The organism is Flavobacterium rhizophilum, assembly GCF_046000485.1.
Taxonomy (GTDB): domain Bacteria; phylum Bacteroidota; class Bacteroidia; order Flavobacteriales; family Flavobacteriaceae; genus Flavobacterium; species Flavobacterium rhizophilum.
This window is the reverse complement of record NZ_JBELQB010000009.1, coordinates 85587-106323: the sequence shown is the minus strand read 5'-3', so window position 1 is coordinate 106323 and position 20737 is coordinate 85587. Positions and strand designations below refer to the sequence as shown.

The following is a 20737-nucleotide window of genomic DNA, read 5'->3' as shown; positions in this document are numbered from 1 at the left end:
ATGGAAAACGGAGATAACAAACCGAAAAACAATCAGGTAAATAAAATTTACCTGCCTATTATAATTGCAGTGGCCCTGGCGGCCGGAGTGATTATGGGTAACTTTTTTAATGTATTCTCCGGAAACCGAACTTTTATTTCCAAAAACTCCCATAAAAACAAGCTTAACAGGCTTATGGATTTTATTGAGAGCGACTATGTTGATAATGTAAATACCGATTCTATTGTAGATCTTACCGTAAATAACATACTGGAAAAGCTGGATCCGCATTCGGTTTACATTGCCAAAGAAGATATGCAGCAGGTGGCCCAAAGCATGAAGGGTGACTTTGTGGGTATAGGGGTTAATTTCTATATGTATAAAGATTCTGTAGCTATTATCAAGCCAGTGCCTCAGGGACCGTCTGACAAGGCTGGTATAAAAGCCGGAGACCGTATACTCTTTGCAGGTAACGATCAGCTTTATGGTAGGAAATTGCCTAACGACAGTCTATTCTCTAAACTTAAAGGAGAAGAAGGGTCGTCTATAGAACTCACTGTTTATCGTAAAACCGAAGGCAAGCAATTTAAAGTAAATGTAGTTAGGGATATAATACCTATAAAAAGTGTTGATGCAGCAGTATTGCTTGACAATAAAACAGGCTACATAAAAATTAACCGTTTTGCCGAAACCACTTATGAGGAGTTCCATAAGGCACTGCTTGATTTAAAGAGTGAGGGAGCAGAATCGCTTATGATTGACTTAAGGGATAATGGGGGTGGCTATCTTGAAATGGCAGTTGATATTGCCGATGATCTTTTACAGGATGATTTGGTAATAGTAAAAACAAAAAACAAAAGAGATAGAGAAGATATTACCTATTCTACCGATAAGGGGGATTTTGAAAACGGGAAGCTATATTTGCTTATAAACGAAAACAGTGCGTCGGCAAGTGAAATATTAGCCGGAGCCATTCAGGATAACGACAGAGGTACAATTGTAGGTCGCCGTTCGTTTGGTAAAGGGCTTGTGCAGCGCGAAATGCCTTTAGGGGACGGTTCGGCAGTGCGACTAACTGTTGCCCGTTATTATACGCCGTCAGGCAGGTCTATACAACGTAGTTATGCACATGGAGGTGATGAGTACTTTAATGATTTTTCTAAGCGTTATGAAAGCGGAGAACTTTATGCCGCCGACAGTATTAAAATAGCCGATACCTTAAAATATAAAACCCTTAAAGGACGTACGGTTTATGGAGGCGGAGGTATAATTCCTGATTTATTTGTGCCTATGGAAGGTAAGCATGGTGATGAGGGGGTGAGTATGATAATGCAATCAGGGTTTGTGAGTTACTTTGTTTTTGAAGAGTTGGATAAACAAAGAAAAGAGTTTAGTTCTCTTAATGAGAAAGAGGTTGCCAATAAGGTTTTGAATACCGACAAGTACTACAATGACTTTGCAAAATACCTGTCTGATAACGGACTGATATTTGATTTGGCTAAGCACAAACAAAAAATTAAGTTTTATATCGCTGCAGAATTTGTAAGACAGTTAGTGAGCGATAGTGCTTATTATAAAATGGTGCTGGGAGAAGATAATATGATAAAAGCCGTACTGGCTGATGAGAAAAAATAATTCCCGGCCCTACGGCTTTTAATCTGTTGAAATTACCTGTTATTTTTTTACCCGTGTGCTGTCGTGATGTTGCGACGGGATTCCGTTATTCCATAATGTAAGGATATCTGTGGCTACAGATGCACCACTACCGGCAGCGATGGAAAGCTGACTTCTCCATCCGGCAAGAGTTCCTGCGGCATAAATGCCTTCCGCTACAAGGTGGTCATCATTTTTAAGCTGTATTCTGTTCTTTTCAGGCATCGCTTTTCTATGCGGTATAACATACTCCATAAGGCCTTCAATGGCAAAAGTATTAGCCGATCCTATGGCAACTACTATGGTTTTTGTGTTATAGTTGTTTTTATTAGTAGTAATAGTAAAGTTTCCGGCTTTGCCTTCCACTTTAATAACCTTTTCCTTTTCAATCTGCTCCACATCAGGGTATGCGCTATGCAGGTGCTCAAGGCTTTCTTCCATAATTTCCTTGCCCAGTTTTCCCTGTGGTATTCCGTAAGCATTGTTGAATAATGCATCCTGTAAAGCAGATGCTTTCTGGTGGGTAAATATTCCTATTTTTTTGCTCTGCGCATAAGGTTTATTTAATGCAGAACCCAATATAAGTGCGCAGGATACCCCAGATACCCCTCCGCCAATAATTAAAACGTCAAACATGCTTATCCCTTATCTTGTTTTTTCTTCAATACTTTTAGCCATCTTAAATATAAGAAGGATGCAAACAGCACAAAGTGATGCTACAATGCCTATAAGGGCTATAAGACTGTTGCCTTCAAAAAGATTGCTGAAATCAAGTAAGGTAATGTTAAATATAATTATGGCAACTGCAATTGCCAGTAGTGTGTAAATTAAAATTTTCATTCTATTAAATCTTAAATAGTTACAACCTGATTTAATTAAAACTTAGGTTGTGAATGTAATAAATATATAACTAAGCGAATAAACCTTTAACATTAGCAGCAAATAATTTAACAGCTATCGCTAAAAGAATTACTCCAAAAATCTTACGGATTACACCAAGACCATTTTCTCCTAAAAGCCTTTCTATTTTGGCAGAAGCTTTTAGTACTATATATACTACCAGTATATTGATAATTATGGCTATAATGATGTTTATTTTTTCATATTCGGCGCGCAGGGATAATATGGTGGTCATGGTACCTGCGCCTGCAATAAGCGGGAAAGCAATGGGTACGATGGAAGCCGTATTAGGGTTGTCTTCCTTATAAAGACGAATACCCAATATCATTTCCAGTGCCAGGAAGAACAGTACAAACGATCCGGCTACGGCAAATGAGCTGGCATCTATACCTATAAGTTTAAGGATTTCTTCTCCCACAAAAAGAAAGGCAATCATTATTATAGCAGCAACGAGGGCCGCTTTTTCCGACTGTATATGTCCTACCTTATTACGAAGGTCTACTATAATAGGTACACTGCCTATAATGTCTATAACCGCAAAAAGCACCATGCTGATGGTGAAGATTTCTTTCCAGTCAAATCCCATTTTAGTTTGTTTTTAAGAATTAACAAAAGTATTAATAATATAGAGATATATAGTTAAAATTTTTCAAGTGACGTTTTGAGTGATTAACACAGCTAAACTTTGACTATCTTTGCGGCATGTTTCAACTGGGTAAAACAATAGTGTCTGAGGACATTTTAGAGAAAGAATTTGTGTGCAACTTAACGGCATGCAAGGGAGCTTGTTGTGTAGACGGAGATGCAGGTGCTCCATTAAGTGAAGAGGAAACAAAAATACTGGAGGAAATTTATCCGAAGGTTAAGCCTTTTTTAAGAAAAGAAGGTATTGAGGCTATAGAGGCTCAGGGTGTGTGGATAACCGGTACCGATGGTGACCTGGAAACACCGCTTATAGATAATAAAGATTGTGCCTACGTTATTTTTGATGGAGATACTGCACTTTGCGGTATTGAGCAGGCATACAATCAGGGAGTGGTAAGCTGGAAAAAACCGGTTTCATGCCATTTATACCCTGTGCGGGTAAAAGATTTTACAGAGTTTGCGGCTGTTAACTATGACCGCTGGGATATATGTAATCCTGCCTGTGCTTTAGGTAAGGAACTTGAAGTTCCTGTTTACAAATTTGTAAAGGAAGCACTGGTAAGAAGGTTTGGCGCCGATTGGTATGCTGAACTTGAAAAGGTGGCAGAGGATTTAAAGGACGATCCTTCTCCGAGAAGACGTTAAAATGCTTTAAAAACCCCCGTCAACTGCGGGAAAACCGTAAAATAATTCGTAAATTTATTTTTGTGCAATATGTTCGCAATCAATACATTGCGAATGTGATTTTTATTGTCTGTTAAAATTGGGGTTGTTAAAAACTATCCCCGATTGTGAATAAGTTTGCCTTTCATTTATTGATACAAATGCCAATCTTTGTATTACCGCTTTACCAAAAAAATCATTTTTATAATACCATAAAAGTCAAAAAGATATGTCTGCAGTAGAACCAATTTTACAAGAAAACAAGAATCGATTTGTAATTTTTCCGATAAAACACCACGATATTTGGGATTGGTACAAGAAAATGGAGGCTAGTTTCTGGACGGCAGAAGAGATAGATTTGCATCAGGATCTTACCGACTGGAATAATAAGCTTAATGATGATGAGAAGTATTTTATAAAGCACATATTGGCATTCTTTGCAGCTTCTGACGGTATTGTTAACGAAAATCTTGCTGAAAACTTTGTAAATGAGGTTCAGTATGCAGAAGCGAAGTTTTTCTACGGTTTCCAGATTATGATGGAAAACATCCATAGTGAAACCTATTCTCTTCTTATAGATACATATGTAAAGGATGATGTTGAGAAAGATCAGCTATTTCATGCTATTGAGGTGTTTCCTGCGATTAAGAAAAAGGCAGAGTGGGCACTTAAATGGATAGAGTCTGATTCGTTTGCAGAAAGACTTATTGCATTTGCAGCTGTAGAGGGTATTTTCTTCTCGGGTGCATTCTGTTCTATCTTCTGGCTTAAAAAACGTGGTTTAATGCCGGGACTAACCTTCTCTAACGAGCTTATCTCGAGAGACGAAGGTGTGCACTGTGACTTTGCGGTTCACCTGCACAACAACCACCTTGTAAACAAGGTTCCTAAAGAAAGAATTAAAGAAATCATTATAGATGCGTTAACTATAGAGAGAGAGTTTATTACCGAATCACTTCCTGTAAGTCTTATTGGTATGAACGCTATCCTAATGACACAATACCTTGAGTTTGTTACCGACAGGCTTTTAATTGAGCTTGGTTGTGAAAAACAATTCAACTCAGGTAATCCGTTTGATTTTATGGACATGATTTCACTTCAGGGTAAAACGAACTTCTTTGAGAAAAGGGTTTCTGAATATCAGAAAGCCGGTGTAATTAACAAGGATACCGATTCTCAGAAAATTAGTTTTGACGCTGACTTTTAATAAAAATATACCCCCAACTAACTAAAACGGGCGTCGGGTACGCCCAGTGTATTAACCCCTAAATTGTTGCCTTATGAATGTAGTAAAAAGAGATGGCCGCAGAGAGCCGGTAATGTTTGACAAGATCACGGACAGAATAAGGATATTATGCTACGAGCTTAATGAATTAGTCGATCCGGTAAAGGTAGCTATGCGTGTTATCGAAGGTTTATATGATGGTGTAAACACATCTGAACTTGATAACCTTGCGGCTGAAACCGCTGCTTCGATGACTACCACGCATCCTGATTATGCTCAGCTAGCAGCGCGTATTGCGGTATCTAACCTGCATAAAAACACCAAAAAATCGTTCTCAGAAACGATGCACGATATGTATAACTATGTGAACCCAAGAACCGGTCAGGCATCCCCACTTTTGTCAGATGAGGTTTATGAGGTAATCATGGCTAATGCCGAGGTTTTAGATTCAACCATTATTTATAACAGGGATTTTAACTACGATTATTTCGGGTTTAAAACCTTGGAGCGTTCTTACCTGCTTAAAATAAACGGTAAGATTGTAGAGAGGCCGCAACACATGCTAATGAGGGTGTCTATCGGTATTCATATAGATGATATCGAGGCAGCTATTGAGACGTATGAACTTATGTCTAAAAAGTTCTTTACGCATGCGACTCCTACATTGTTTAATTCAGGTACACCAAAGCCGCAAATGTCTTCATGCTTTCTGTTAACAATGCGTGATGACAGTATTGACGGTATTTATGATACATTAAAACAAACTGCTAAGATATCACAGTCTGCAGGAGGTATTGGTCTTTCTATTCACAATGTAAGGGCTACAGGCTCATACATTCGTGGTACAAACGGTACTTCAAACGGTATTGTGCCTATGCTTCGCGTGTTTAACGACACTGCCCGTTATGTAGATCAGGGTGGAGGTAAGCGTAAAGGTAGCTTTGCCGTATATATTGAAACATGGCATGCCGATATTTTTGATTTCCTTGATCTTAAAAAGAATCACGGTAAGGAAGAAATGCGTGCAAGAGATTTATTTTATGCCATGTGGACATCTGACCTTTTCATGAAACGTGTTGAGGAAGATGCTAAATGGACATTAATGTGTCCTAACGAATGTCCTGGACTTTATGATGTGTATGGTGAGGAGTTTGAGAAAATGTACGAATCATATGAAGCTGCCGGTAAAGGAAGAAAAACAATCAAAGCACGTGAGCTTTGGGAAAAAATACTTGAGTCTCAAATTGAGACAGGTACACCATACATGCTTTATAAAGATGCGGCTAACAGAAAGTCAAACCAGAAAAACTTGGGTACTATCCGTTCGTCAAACCTTTGTACAGAGATTATGGAGTACACTGCTGCCGATGAGGTTGCAGTTTGTAACCTTGCTTCTATATCATTACCAATGTTTGTGGAAGAAGGTAAGTTTAACCACGACTACCTGTATGAGGTAACTAAGCGTGTAACGCGTAACCTTAACAAGGTAATAGACAGGAACTACTATCCGGTACCTGAGGCAGAAAACTCTAACATGCGCCACCGTCCGGTAGGATTAGGTGTACAGGGACTTGCAGATGCTTTCATCCTGATGCGTATGCCATTTACAAGTGATGAGGCTAAGAAAGCAAATCAGGAGATTTTTGAAACCATTTACTTTGCAGCGGTAACCGCTTCTATGGAGATGGCGAAAGAAGAAGGGCCATATTCAACTTTTGAAGGTTCTCCAATTTCTCAGGGTGAATTCCAGTACAACCTTTGGGGCTTAAAAGATGAAGAACTAAGCGGTCGTTGGGACTGGGCTTCTTTAAGAAAAGAAGTTATGGAGCACGGCGTGAGAAACTCACTGTTAATGGCGCCAATGCCTACAGCTTCCACTTCTCAGATATTAGGGAACAATGAAGCGTTTGAACCTTATACTTCTAACATTTATACCAGAAGGGTGCTTTCGGGTGAGTTTATTGTAGTAAACAAACACCTTCTTGAAGACCTTGTAAAACTGGGTGTATGGAATGAAGAACTTAAGCAGGAGCTTATGAGGGCTAACGGTTCTATCCAGCATATAGACATTATTCCTCAGGATATAAAAGACCTTTACAGAACGGTTTGGGAAATGAGTATGAAAGACATTATCGATATGTCCCGTCAAAGAGGTTACTTTATTGACCAGTCGCAGTCGCTTAACCTGTTTATGGAAAACGCAACGTTTTCAAAACTAACGTCAATGCACTTCTATGCTTGGAAGAGCGGACTTAAAACAGGTATGTATTACCTAAGGACTAAGAGTGCTGTTGATGCTATTAAGTTTACACTTAATAACGAGAAAAAAGCAGAACCTGTTGCAGCTGTTGCTAATGCTTCGGGCGAGTCAGAGGCGATGTCGGTTACAGAGTTTCAGGCAATGATTGAGCGTTCCCGTAATGCTGAACCGGACGATTGTGAAATGTGTGGATCGTAATTGAGAGCAAAACATAAATAATAAATCAGGTAAGGAGCAGTAATGCTCCTTATTTGGTTAAAAATAATTTTAAACTAAAACATATGTCAAAAGACAAGAAAGATATCTATACGGGTATTATTGAGAAAGACGAAGAAGGAAACTTTTTTTGTGGTGAATACCTGTTAGATTATAAACGCGTAACTACCGAATTTAAACTGGGCGATAAAGTAAACATCAGGTCGGTTATTGAGAATCCAAGCGATAAGAGCTACGACAAGTATCCTAAAAAATCTAAGGATTTCTTTTTGTTTAATAATAAAAATAAGGGATGATCCCTCATTAATTATGGCTACAATGATGCAGTGGGAACAATTACTGTCGCTTAAAAGGCAGGGTGATACAAGCAAGCGTTTGCGCAGGGAACAGGACGATACCCGTTTGGGCTTTGAGGTAGATTATGATCGTATAATATTCTCGTCGGCTTTTAGGAGCCTGCAGGATAAAACACAGGTTATACCGCTTTCTAAAACCGATTTTGTGCATACCCGTCTAACCCATAGTCTTGAGGTTTCAGTCGTGGGACGTTCTTTAGGGAGACTTGTAGGTAAAAAAATTATCGAAAAACACCCGTATCTTCAGGATATACACGGTTATCAAATGAATGATTTTGGGGCAATAGTAGCTGCTGCTGCACTGGCTCACGATATTGGTAACCCTCCGTTTGGGCATTCGGGAGAAAAAGCAATAGGAGAGTACTTTAAAACCGGCAAGGGGCAACAGTATAAAAGTGATCTTAGTGATAAGGAATGGCAGGACCTGATAGATTTTGAAGGTAATGCAAACGGTTTTAACCTGCTTTCGGCTTCAAGGCCGGGTATAGAGGGCGGACTCCGTATTTCTTATGCTACACTGGGTGCGTTTATGAAATATCCAAAGGAGTCACTGCCTAAAAAACCGACAGCTAATATAGCCGATAAAAAATATGGTTTCTTTCAAACCGATAAAGCCTTTTTTCAGGATGTGGCAAAAGAGCTTGGGCTTATCCCAAATAAAACCGGGAATGATATAGGTTTTGAGCGCCATCCACTGGCTTATCTTGTAGAGGCTGCCGATGATATTTGTTACACCATTATTGACTTTGAAGATGGTATTAACCTCGGGCTTATACCTGAGGAGTTTGCACTGGAGTATCTTATCAAACTGGTGAAAGACAGTATAGATGTGGCTAAATACAATACACTGGTAACCAAAGAAGACAGGATAAGTTATTTGCGTGCTTTGGCAATTAGCAGCCTGATTAACGATGCTGTTAATGTGTTTGTTGAAAATGAGGAAAAGATACTGAAAGGGGAATACCCTTATGCCTTGACCGATCAGGGTAAATACACAGCACAAATGAAGGATATTATTAACCTTAGTATTAAAAATATTTACCAGAGCCGTGAGGTGGTAGAGAAGGAAATAATAGGTTACCGTATTATTAATACGCTACTGGACACCTTCTGTACGGCCTATAACAATAAGTTTGAAGGTAGGGAAAGTAACTATGATAAGTTAGTTTTAAAAATGCTGCCTGAAAGGTTTATTACAGATAAGATGAACCTATATGGCAGATTGTTGCATATATGCCACTTTGTATCTACGCTAACAGATGGTAAAGCATTGTTGTTATACAATACCATTACCGGAAATACAAAAGCCTAAATGGATTTAAAAAGTATAGCTAAGGCCTACGCCAAGCATTTGCTTTAGCTGTATTTTTGGTCCTGCTGTTACTACTTCGCCTTCCACCTCTTTGGTAGATTTTATGTCGTTATCATAAATAAGCTGGGTACCTATATTGGCTTTTACATATTCGTTTACGGTCATGTCCAGCTGAAGCTGCCAGTCTACATCGATATTTCCGAATTTATTAATGTAATCAGAGTAAAGGGATATACGCTGATCCATCATGATGTTTTTAAATATCTGCCTTTTTAGCTGAGCTGTTATAAGTGTACCTACTTCGGTACGTGAGTTTTTACCTGACTTTATAAGATTGCCAAGATCATCATAAATTGCTTTGTCCACACCAAAAGCTCCTTTGTTGGCAAGGGTTTGGTTTAATACTAAAGTTGTTTTGTTAGTAAGGGGAGACATGTAAACAGTAAGGCCTAAATCTTTACGCTTGTATTCAGAACCAATACCAAGAAATATATAGGCAGGTGAAAAAGGGCCGGATATTTCATCATCGGTATTAGGATAGGCATAACCGTTGGCAAATTGAGTGTTAAAATTAAACTTGGCACTGTAATACCAGTTGGAAATAGTGTCTTTCCTGTAACCAAAAGTAGAAGTTAGCTGAATTTTATCTTCTGTTTTACGCACTTCCTGTCCTTCCTGGCTGTTCAGTCCGTAGCGAAGTATAAGCTCATTTGCCCAGTTTACATTTTTCTTGGTATAGTTTCGGTCAAATTCACCCTTTATAACCCCCGAAATAGCATTGTTACCCCCTACACTCCAGTTGATAAAAGCTACCTGGTTAATGTCCAGTCCTACTTTATTGGTGTTGTCCCAATGGCTTATACTGTCAGGTAATGTAGTGGTTATGATAACTTGTGAAAATGCTTTGGTGCTTATAATAATAAATAATAATGCAAGAAAGGCTTTTATTCTCATTTTACTAATCGGTATATTAAATAGATGCGATGCAAAAGTCGGTATTTTTAATAAGCTGAAAAAATATCTTTTAAGCTTTTAACGTCAATGCCGCAGTATTGTTGTAAACGGTTTATACTTCCATGTTCAATAAATTCATCCGGAACGCCTAATGTAATAATTTTATTACAATAATTATATTTGGCGGCAAAATCGGACACAATGCTTCCAAATCCTCCAATTATTGTGCCGTCTTCTATGGTGAAAACCGTTTTATATGCAGAAAATATTGTGTGTAAGGCGTCCTTGTCTATTGGCTTAATATAACCAAAATGATAGTGGGAAAATAATACTGAGTTGTTTATTTCACTCAGTGCCTTGGTCACATTATTACCTATAGCCCCTGTAGATACTATGGCAACCTCGCCACCCTGTTGCAGTTGTTTAGCTTTGCTGTAAGGAATGCTTTCAAAAGGCAATTGCCAGTCCATGCTTTCGCCCCGTCCGCGTGGGTAACGGATAGCTATAGGTCGTTCTATACCCAATTGAACCGTGTAAAGTATATTGCGTAATTCTTTTTCGTTAAGTGGTGCAAAAATATCAAGGTTAGGGATACAGTTAAGGTAGGCAATGTCGAAAACCCCATGATGTGTCGCTCCGTCTTCTCCAACTAATCCTGCCCTGTCCAGACAAAAAATTACCGGTAGATTTTGCAGTGCCACATCGTGTATTACCTGATCGTAAGCCCTTTGCAGGAAAGTAGAATAAATATTGCAGTACACCGTCATGCCCTGTGTGGCCATACCGGCAGCAAGGGTTACAGCATGCTGTTCGGCAATACCTACATCAATAGCCCTTTCGGGGAAAGCTTCCATCATAAACTTCATGGAGCTGCCTGATGGCATAGCGGGGGTAATACCTATTATATTTTCGTTTTTCTGTGCCAGTTCGGTAAGGGTGAGTCCGAATACATCCTGATATTTAGGAGGCAGGTTTTCGTCGGTAACTTTTAGAATCTCTCCGGTAACCTTATCAAATTTTCCGGGAGCATGGTATTTTACCTGATCCTCTTCAGCCTTTTTAAGACCTTTACCCTTTGTGGTTATAATGTGAAGGAAACGTGGCCCTTTTTTATTTTTAAGGCGTTGCAGCTCTTTGGTAAGAGCTGGCAGATCATGCCCGTCTATAGGTCCTGAATAATCAAAATTCAGGGATTTTATCATATTGTTCTGGCGTGGGTTCTTTCCCTCCTTAACCTGTGTAAGGTAGTGCTTTAGTGCTCCAACACTTGGGTCTATTCCTATGGCATTGTCGTTTAGTATGACCAGTAGATTGGCATCGGTCACCCCGGCATGGTTAAGGCCTTCAAAAGCCATACCCGATGCAATAGAGGCATCGCCTATTACAGCAATATGATTTTTATTGGTGTCGCCTTTAAGCTGTGAAGCAATAGCCATTCCCAATGCTGCCGATATGGAAGTGGAGGAGTGACCTACCCCAAAGGTATCATATTCGCTTTCGCTTCTTTTAGGGAATCCGCTAATACCGCCAAACTGCCTGTTGGTATCAAAGTTATCCCTGCGCCCGGTAAGTATTTTGTGTCCGTATGCCTGATGGCCTACGTCCCATACCAGTAAATCTTCGGGAGTATTAAAAATATAATGCAGCGCAATGGTAAGTTCTACCACACCAAGGCTTGCACCAAGGTGACCTTCTTTAACCGAAACCACATCAATAATAAAATCACGTAACTCCTTTGCCAGCTCAGGGAGCTGTTCGGGGGTCAGTTTTCTTAAATCTGAGGGGGTTTGAATATGTGAGAGTAAATTGCCTGACATTATAGGTTTTGAAAGGACAAATTTACAATATAGTTTCCTATTTTTGAATGGCAATACAAAACAATTGGGCAATCCTGATGACAGAAGATATTTTTACCGACGAGTATTTTATGAAAAAGGCGCTTAACGAGGCGCATGAAGCTTTTGATAAGGGAGAAATACCGGTAGGTGCTGTTATAGTGGTTGAGAACAGGGTTATTGCCAGAACTCACAATCTTACCGAATTGCTTACTGATGTAACGGCACATGCCGAAATGCAGGCCATAACATCGGCAGCAAATTTTTTAGGAGGTAAATACCTAACAGGTTGCACACTGTATGTAACGCTCGAACCCTGCCAGATGTGTGCAGGGGCATTGTATTGGAGTCAAATATCAAAAGTGGTATATGGTGCCGATGATACCCACAGGGGATATAGGGTTATGGGCGCAAAACTGCATCCCAAAACACAGGTGGTAACCGGAGTTATGGCTGAAGAATGTTCGGTTTTAATGAAAGAATTCTTTAAAAAGAGACGCTAATTTCATTTTTATTAAAAATCACTGATTTAGGTTAGCTGATTTTTAATGAATTAATCATAAATTTACTACAATAAAACCAATCCTGTTTTAGTTATAGCTTTATGTTGTAACTATCTGTAAAACAAATCATACCGGCCTATGAAAACCTTTAAGCTGATACTGCTTTTTGCAGCTGTCGCCATTTTACATTCGTGTTCTAAAAAATCTTCTGAAGATTTTGAGTCTGATTTCTCCCTGTACAGGGAATATATTACGAGTTTTACCTCGGGAGTAATATCTACACATGCCGATATTGGTGTGGGATTATCATTTGATAAAAAGGAATGGCAGTTAAACCAGGAACTTGACAGCGATTATTACAGTATATCGCCTTCGGTAGCAGGTAAGGTAATTTACCTGCCGGGTAACATGATTGCCTTTAAGCCGGAACAACCTCTTAAATCAGGTACGGAGTACAGGGTTACACTACATCTTTCTGAATTTATAGATTTGCCTAAAGAACTGAAGGATTTTAACTTCATTGTGAAAACGCTGGAGCAGGACTTTATGGTAACCACAAAGGATTTACAGTCGTACAGCAAGGACGTACAGTTTCTTAATGCCGAACTTAGAACCAGTGACTACATTGATGCTGCCACGGCAAAAAAACTGGTAAGGGCCGAACAGGATGGGAGGCAGCTGGCTATCCGTTTTGACGAGAAACTGGCTTCACAAACAGAATTTCCTTTTATAATAGACAGTATACAACGACAGGAAGAAGACTCCAATATAAAAATTATATGGAACGGTAAGCCTTTTGATATTGACAGGGAAGGATCGGAAGAATTTACCATTCCGGGAAAAAACAACTTTAAGGTTATTGGTATAGATGTTTCACTAGCCGATAGTCAGGTAATGTATATTAATTTTTCAGACCCGCTTAAAAAGGAACAGAATTTTGACGGACTGGTATCGGTGCAGGGAGTGAGTAACCTTAAGTTTTCGGTAGACGGAAACCTGCTAAAGGTATTCTTTTCGGATGCATTAACAGGTAACTTATTGGTTGAGGTTTTTCAGGGTATAGAAAGTACCGATGGTTATAAAACCAAAGAAACCTATTCGACCAAAGTACTGTTTGAACAGTTAAAGCCGGAAGTGAAATTTTTAAAGAGCGGTACAATACTGCCGGGTTCTAATAATCTTAAACTTAATTTTCAGGCGGTAAACCTTAGTGCGGTAGATGTTAAGGTGTACAGGATATATGAAAACAACATACTTCAGTTTTTACAGGAAAACGAAATTGACGGAAGTTATATAAGGAACGTAGCCTTACCGGTTGCCAAAAAAACAATTACGCTGAATACTGATAAGATGGCTGATTACAGCAAATGGAATTCCTATGCGCTGGATCTTTCAACCATCATAACGCCTGAAAAAGGAGCAATATACAGGGTAGAAATGGGGATTAAAAAATCCTACTCATTATATAAATGTGATTCGGGTGAAAAAAGTAGTGAAGCAGAAGTTGAGGAAGAGCAGGAACTGGAAGAGTATTATCCGGGTATGAGAGGTGATTATGATTATTACGACTACTACGATTATGATTACGACTGGAGGGACAGAGACAATCCTTGCACCAACTCTTATTTCTATAACAGGGATATAGCTACCAATGTCTTGGCTAGTGACCTTGGCGTTATTGCCAAGCGTGGTGAAGATAACAGCTATTACTTTGCGGTAAGCAGTATAATCACTACTGAAGCTGTAGCCGGAGCAAAAGTGGCTATATATAATTACCAACAGCAAAAACTGACAGAAGGCGAAACAAACGGTGACGGAGCTATTACCTTAACCAGCGATAAGCATGCTTATTTTGCTATCGTTAAAAAAGGCGACAATACGACCTATGTGAAAATGGGTGAGGGTAACTCACAATCGGTAAGTAACTTTGATGTAGACGGTACCCGTCTGCAAAAAGGACTTAAGGGCTATGTGTATGGTGAGCGTGGTGTATGGCGTCCGGGGGATACTTTGTTCATTGGGTTTATATTAAATGATAAGGCGGCTAAACTGCCACCGTCACACCCTATAAAACTTAGGCTGAGTGACCCTAACGGGAAAATGGTGTATGAAACGGTACAATCGCACAGTGCTAAAAATCATTACAAGTTTATAGTGCCTACGCAGCAATCGGCGCCAACTGGAAACTGGCAGGCTGTGGTATCTGTAGGAGGGGCTAAATTTTATAAGAGCATAAAAATTGAGACCATTAAGCCAAACAGGCTTAAAATCAAAAACGGTTTTGACGGAAAAACCATTTATGCCTCACAAAAAAATGTGGCTAAGGTAGATGTGGCCTGGCTTCACGGAGCTGTGGCAAAAGACCTGAAACTGGAAATGCAGGCCAAGTTCCTGAACCAGAAAACCACATTTAAAGGTTATGTAAATTATCAGTTTGACGACCCTGCACAACGATTCAGTACCGAGGAGATGAACATTTATGCCGGTAAGACCGATGCTAACGGTAGTGCAACAGTAACACTACAGCCTAAACTGCAGGTACGTGCACCGGGTATGCTTAAAACGGTAATCATGACCAAAGCCTATGAGAAAGGTGGTGACTTTAGTACCGATGTTATAACATCTACTTATTCGCCTTACGATACGTATGTAGGGGTTAGGCTACCGGAAGGAAACAAATATGGTATACTGGAAAATGGTAAGAGCAATAAAATTGAGGTAGCAACCGTAAGTGATAACGGTAAACCTAAGGCTAAGCGACAACTTACGGCTAAAGTATTTAAGGTAAAATGGAGCTGGTGGTGGGATGCCTCTCACGGTAATGTGTCGTCATACAGTTCGGCGATATCAAATACTCCATACTATGAGACTGAAATTACTACCGATGCTAACGGTAAGGCAAGCTTTAATTTCTCTACCGATAAAAACGAATGGGGCAGGTTCCTTATAAGAGTTACCGATAAAGATGGTGGACACTCGGCAGGGGGTACTATACTTATAGATTATCCATACTGGTCCGGTCGTACTAAAAACAACGGGGGTGACGAAGCAAAAATGCTTGTATTTACTACCGATAAGGAGAAATACAGCGTAGGCGAAAAAGTAAAAGTTTCATTCCCTTCAAGTGAAGGAGGCAGGGCATTGGTTTCGTTAGAGAACGGATCAAAAGTGCTTGAAACCTATTGGGTAAAAACCGAAAAAGGCGAAACCCAGATGGAAATTCCGGTAACGGCAAAAATGGCACCTAATGTGTATGTTAACGTTACCATGATTCAGCCACACGCTACAAGTAAAAACGACTCTCCTATAAGGCTATACGGTATTATCCCTATTGAGGTGGTAGATAAAAATACCATACTGGAACCGCAAATAAGCATGCCGGATGTACTAAGGCCTGAGCAGAAATTTACCGTTAAGGTAAATGAGAAAACAGGTAAAGGTATGACCTATACACTGGCTATTGTAGACGAAGGGCTTTTAGATCTTACCCGCTTTAAAACACCTAACGCCTGGAATAGCTTCTATGCTAAAGAAGCACTTGGAGTTAAAACATGGGATGTATATGATGATGTTATCGGGGCTTACGGAGGTAAGGTAAACCAGATATTTAGTATAGGTGGTGATGAAGACCTTGGTGGCGGTAAGGCTAAAAAAGCAAACCGATTTAAACCTGTAGTGGTGTATTTGGGTCCGTTTACCATAGGTAAGGGAGAAACAAAATCACACGAAATCACATTGCCTAAGTATGTAGGTTCTGTACGTACTATGGTTGTGGCATCAAACAAGGATCAAAGTGCTTACGGAAGCGCAGAGAAAGCAACTCCGGTAAGGAGTCCGTTAATGCTGTTGGCATCATTACCAAGAAAGGTAACGCCAGGCGAGAAGGTAACCCTTCCGGTAACGGTATTTGCCATGGAGAAACACGTTAAGAACGTAACCGTACAGATAAAAACCAATAACGGGTTTATCGTGAATGGTTCGGCTAAACAAACCGTATCGTTTAACAGTCCGGATGAAAAAGTAGCTTACTTCGACCTTGAGGTGGGTAACCTAACGGGTATCGGTAAGGTTGAGATACAGGCCTTCTCGGGTAATGAAAAGGCAAGTTATGAGGTAGAACTGGATATAATGAATCCTAACCCAGTAACGACTGACTTTAAAACGGTAGTGCTTGACCCTAACAGTTCGGCAACTATAGACTGGGAATCTTTTGGAGTTCCGGGAAGTAATAAAGCTAAACTTGAGGTGTCTTCATTCCCGTCAATCGACTTTAACAGAAGGCTGGATTACCTTATACAGTATCCGCACGGATGTTTGGAACAAACGACATCAAGCGTATTCCCGCAATTATATCTTAGCGATATTGCCGATATAGACGAGGCAAGAAAACAAAAGATACAACGTAATGTAGCTGCGGGTATAGAGAGGCTGGCACAGTTCCAGGTGGCAAGCGGAGGCTTTGTGTACTGGCCGGGTAATGAAAATCCGGATGACTGGGGCTCAAGTTATGTGGGGCACTTTTTTATAGAAGCAGAGAAAAAAGGGTACGCCTTACCGCTAAATGCCAAAAAGCAATGGTTGTCATACCAAAAGAAAATGGCAAGACAGTGGCGTTACAGTGAAGGCTACCATAACGATTTTGCACAGGCTTACAGGTTATATACACTGGCACTTGCAGGAGCGGCTGATTTATCATCTATGAACAGGTTAAGGGAAACAAGAGGAATAAGCAATCAGGCAAAATTAAGACTGGCTGCTGCCTATGCCCTTGCCGGACAGAAAAACACAGGACAGTCATTATTAAACCAAAGTAATATAGATAGTGATTACAGTAGTGGCAGAGGTCATTATTACTACTATGGGTCGGCAGAGCGTAACAGGGCTATGGCACTTGAAACACTTGTTGTTTTAGGACAGAAACAAAAAGCATTTGATGTGGCTAACAAGCTTGCAGAAGCTTTGTCGTCTAAAGAGTGGATGAGTACGCAAACTACGGCGTACTGTTTGTATGCCATGTCTAAATTTGCAAAAGAGAATGGCGGTAAAGGTATTGATGTAGCCTACACCAGTGCCGGTAAGTCACAAAATATTACAACGGGTAAAACGTTTGCCGACAGGGTACTTACAGTATCTGCTAATAACTCGGTAACGGTTAAAAACAACAAAGGAGCAACATTGTATGTAAAAGTAGTTTACAGCGGTATATTGCCTGTAGGACAGGAACAAACCGAACAAAAAGGATTTACCACAAGGATAAACTTTAAGGACAGGGCTGGTAATAGTATTGATCCTGGTTCCCTTGCACAGGGAACTGAGTTTGTTGCTGAGGTATATGTAACCAATACTACCGGAGACAGGGTAGATAATGTGGCGCTTACCCAAATAGTACCTTCGGGTTGGGAAATAGTGAATACAAGGTTTACCGACTTTGGAGATGCTACCGAAAATAAGGTAGACTATACTGATATAAGAGATGACAGAACTAATTTCTATTTCACAATAACCCCGCATCAAACCAAAATATTCAGGATATTGCTTAATGCATCTTATCCGGGAAGTTATTACCTGCCGGGTGTACAGTGTGAGGCAATGTATGATGACTCGTATATAGCGAGAACGAGGGGACAATGGATGAAAGTAGAAAAACAGCAATAATAAACTGGATTAAAAAGCGCAGGATAAAACTGGGAATAGGTTTTATCCTGCTGCTTATCTATTATTTTTCTTTACCAAAAGTACTTTTTAAGGAGCCGTATTCAACAGTGATTGAAAGTAGAGAGGGTGATTTGCTTTCGGCGCGTATCGCAACCGACGGTCAATGGCGCTTTCCTGCTCAGGACAGTGTGCCTTACAAATTCAAAAAGTGTATTGTTTATTTTGAGGATCAGTATTTTTACAGTCATCCTGGTTTTAATCCCGTAGCCATTGTTAAGGCTATAGGTCAAAACTACAGGGCAGGTAAAGTGGTTAGGGGTGGCAGTACTCTTACCCAGCAGGTAATACGCCTTTCAAGAGACGGTAAAAAGCGCAGTTATTTTGAAAAATTCATTGAGCTTATACTGGCAACCCGCCTTGAGTTTAGATGTAGTAAGGATGAGATACTAAACCTGTATGCGGCACATGCTCCTTATGGAGGTAATGTGGTAGGGCTGGAAATGGCGTCATGGCGTTATTTCGGTGTTCAGCCGCATCAATTATCGTGGGCAGAGACAGCTACACTTGCAGTATTGCCTAATGCCCCAAGTCTAATCTATCCTGGTAAAAATCAGCAAAGGTTACTAAACAAACGTAACAGACTATTAAAAAAGCTGTATGAAGAAGAGATAATTGACAAGTATACCTACGAACTTTCCATGTTAGAAGAACTTCCGCAGAAACCGTATGAACTTCCGCAGGCGGCACAACACCTGTTACAGAATATAGCCAAAACCCATGAAGGACAACGTATAAAAACCACCGTAAGCAACAGGATACAAAATAGGGTAAACCAAATAGCTACCCGATATTATGGCGAATACAAACAAACCGAAATTTACAATTTAGCCATACTGGTGGTAGATGTAAAAACAAGGGATATTGTAGCCTACGTGGGGAACTCTCCCACTAATAAGGCACACCAAAAGGATGTTGATATTATTCCTGCTCCAAGGAGTACGGGAAGCGTACTAAAACCATTATTGTTTGCTTCCATGCTAAATGATGGCGAACTGTTGCCTAATACCTTAGTGCCTGATGTTCCTACCTACATATCGGGGTATAGTCCTAAAAATTTCAATAATACGTATGACGGAGCCGTACCGGCGCAAAAGGCACTGGCAAGATCACTAAACGTTCCTGCTGTACTAATGCTGAAAGACTACGGAATTTACCGTTTTTATGAGCAGTTGCAGCGACTGAAATTATCAGATATAAAACAGCATCCTAATCACTATGGCTTATCGCTTATACTGGGAGGTGCCGAATCTAATTTATGGGATTTGTGTCGTGCTTATGCAGGGTTGAGCTCCACACTTAATTACTACACAGCCCATGATGCCAAATACAGGGAAAATGAGTTTGCAGACCTTAACTGGGATAGTAGTGTAAAAAGAGATTTTGGTGATGAAGGCTTCAGTAAACCGTTATTAGGCGCAGGGTCTATATGGCTTACCTATAATGCAATGAAAGAAGTAAACCGCCCTGAGGGTGATGAAGCCTGGAAGTTTTATGATTCATCCCTTGAGATAGCCTGGAAAACAGGGACCAGTTTTGGAGGTCGTGATGCCTGGGCCATCGGTACCAATTCAAGGTATGTGGTTGGTGTGTGGGTAGGTAATGCATCGGGTGAGGGAAGGCCAAGTCTAACCGGAGTAGGAAGTGCTGCTCCTATATTATTTGATGTGTTTAACCTTATGCCAAGACCTAAAAACTGGTTTGAGACACCTTATAACGATTTGGAAGAAGCCGATATTTGTGCGTTAAGCGGTCATTTGGCCGGGCCGGACTGTCCTGTTTCCAAGCAATGGATTCCTGTAAGCTACAGGCAAACCGAAACCTGTCCGTATCATAGGCTGGTGCATTTGGATGCCGATGGGCAGTATCAGGTAAACAGCAATTGCGAAAGTGTAGACAATATAGTAACCAAATCATGGTTTGTATTGCCTCCGGTAATGGAATGGTACTACAGGAGTAACCATCTTAACTATGTTTCCCTTCCTCCGTTTAGGGACGACTGTACCGGTACTACTGCAAACGTTATGGATTTTATTTATCCTAAAGATGACAGTAAGGTATATCTAACCAAAGATTTTAACGGGGAATTACAGCCTATTGTGCTTAAGGCAGCTCATACAAGGGCAAATGCGAGGCTTTTTTGGTATCTTGACGACCAATACCTGGGAGAAACCCAAACGTTTCATGAAATGCCTGTAATAACCCAAACAGGTAGTTATTATCTAACTGTTACCGATGAACAGGGACATGAACTTAAACGTAAAATAGAAGTAATAAGTAAATAAATGGCGATTACATTTGATCTAAGGCCTATAAGCAAAAAGGTTATTATAACAGAACTACTTCTTTTTATACTGCCTACAGTTTTTTTAGTTACAGATATTCCTGATGAGTTGGGCTATTATTATCTATTATGCTTAATGCTTTCGGCGCTGTGTAATCTGATACTGATTATTTTACATATAGTGAAAGATGGAGGACGGTATTTATGGATGTGTCTGCTATTGTTTTTCCTGCCTATAAT

14 protein-coding genes are annotated in these 20737 nt (G+C 40.1%); 9 read left to right on the top strand and 5 right to left on the bottom strand.

Going from position 1 to position 20737, the window contains the following annotated elements; genetic code table 11:
• A complete protein-coding gene (locus ABS768_RS12630; protein ID WP_408075320.1) occupies positions 1–1614 on the top strand; it encodes a S41 family peptidase in 1614 nt (537 codons plus the stop codon).
• Positions 1615–1653: 39 nt separating this feature from the next.
• Here the strand turns inward: ABS768_RS12630 and ABS768_RS12625 are convergent, their stop codons facing one another.
• The 3 genes from ABS768_RS12625 to ABS768_RS12615 form a co-directional block, all read right to left on the bottom strand.
• Positions 1654–2268, bottom strand: coding sequence for an FAD-dependent oxidoreductase (locus ABS768_RS12625; protein ID WP_408075319.1), 615 nt, complete (start codon positions 2266–2268; stop codon positions 1654–1656).
• A gap of 9 nt (positions 2269–2277) precedes the next feature.
• Positions 2278–2472 carry a hypothetical protein gene (locus tag ABS768_RS12620; RefSeq protein WP_408075318.1) on the bottom strand — a complete coding sequence of 65 codons (195 nt, stop codon included), beginning with the start codon at positions 2470–2472 and terminating at the stop codon, positions 2278–2280.
• A 70-nt stretch (positions 2473–2542) separates the two neighbouring features.
• Positions 2543–3118: a MarC family protein gene (locus ABS768_RS12615; protein ID WP_408075317.1), complete on the bottom strand. Its 576-nt coding sequence runs from the start codon at positions 3116–3118 to the stop codon at positions 2543–2545.
• A gap of 116 nt (positions 3119–3234) precedes the next feature.
• Between ABS768_RS12615 and ABS768_RS12610 the strand changes: the two genes are divergently transcribed.
• From ABS768_RS12610 to ABS768_RS12590, 5 genes are all read left to right on the top strand, one after another.
• Positions 3235–3822, top strand: a complete 588-nt coding sequence (locus ABS768_RS12610; protein ID WP_408075316.1) for a DUF3109 family protein — start codon at positions 3235–3237, stop codon at positions 3820–3822.
• A gap of 247 nt (positions 3823–4069) precedes the next feature.
• On the top strand, positions 4070–5047 hold the full coding sequence (locus ABS768_RS12605) for a ribonucleotide-diphosphate reductase subunit beta (protein WP_408075315.1): 978 nt from the start codon (positions 4070–4072) through the stop codon (positions 5045–5047).
• A 73-nt stretch (positions 5048–5120) separates the two neighbouring features.
• Entirely contained in the window at positions 5121–7523 is a 2403-nt protein-coding gene (locus ABS768_RS12600; protein ID WP_408075314.1) for a ribonucleoside-diphosphate reductase subunit alpha, read from the top strand.
• 83 nt (positions 7524–7606) lie between these two features.
• Positions 7607–7837 (top strand): hypothetical protein, encoded by a 231-nt coding sequence (locus ABS768_RS12595; protein ID WP_408075313.1) that lies wholly within the window; start codon positions 7607–7609, stop codon positions 7835–7837.
• A 25-nt stretch (positions 7838–7862) separates the two neighbouring features.
• Positions 7863–9209, top strand: a complete 1347-nt coding sequence (locus ABS768_RS12590; protein ID WP_408075397.1) for a deoxyguanosinetriphosphate triphosphohydrolase — start codon at positions 7863–7865, stop codon at positions 9207–9209.
• Between the two features lie 6 nt (positions 9210–9215).
• Here the strand turns inward: ABS768_RS12590 and ABS768_RS12585 are convergent, their stop codons facing one another.
• Both ABS768_RS12585 and ABS768_RS12580 read right to left on the bottom strand, forming a co-directional pair.
• Positions 9216–10163, bottom strand: a complete 948-nt coding sequence (locus ABS768_RS12585) for a DUF3078 domain-containing protein (RefSeq protein ID WP_408075312.1) — start codon at positions 10161–10163, stop codon at positions 9216–9218.
• A 47-nt stretch (positions 10164–10210) separates the two neighbouring features.
• Entirely contained in the window at positions 10211–11980 is a 1770-nt protein-coding gene (locus ABS768_RS12580) for a 1-deoxy-D-xylulose-5-phosphate synthase (RefSeq protein WP_408075311.1), read from the bottom strand.
• A gap of 77 nt (positions 11981–12057) precedes the next feature.
• On the opposite strand from ABS768_RS12580, the gene ABS768_RS12575 reads away from it, so the two are divergent.
• The 3 genes from ABS768_RS12575 to pbpC all read left to right on the top strand — a co-directional run bounded on the left by ABS768_RS12575 (position 12058) and on the right by pbpC (position 20498).
• Positions 12058–12501 (top strand): nucleoside deaminase, encoded by a 444-nt coding sequence (locus ABS768_RS12575; protein WP_408075310.1) that lies wholly within the window; start codon positions 12058–12060, stop codon positions 12499–12501.
• Positions 12502–12639: 138 nt separating this feature from the next.
• Positions 12640–18156: an alpha-2-macroglobulin family protein gene (locus ABS768_RS12570; protein ID WP_408075309.1), complete on the top strand. Its 5517-nt coding sequence runs from the start codon at positions 12640–12642 to the stop codon at positions 18154–18156.
• Positions 18129–20498 carry a penicillin-binding protein 1C gene (gene pbpC / locus ABS768_RS12565; RefSeq protein ID WP_408075308.1) on the top strand — a complete coding sequence of 790 codons (2370 nt, stop codon included), beginning with the start codon at positions 18129–18131 and terminating at the stop codon, positions 20496–20498. The genes ABS768_RS12570 and pbpC overlap by 28 nt, the downstream gene beginning before the upstream one ends.
• Positions 20499–20737 lie beyond the last annotated feature (239 nt).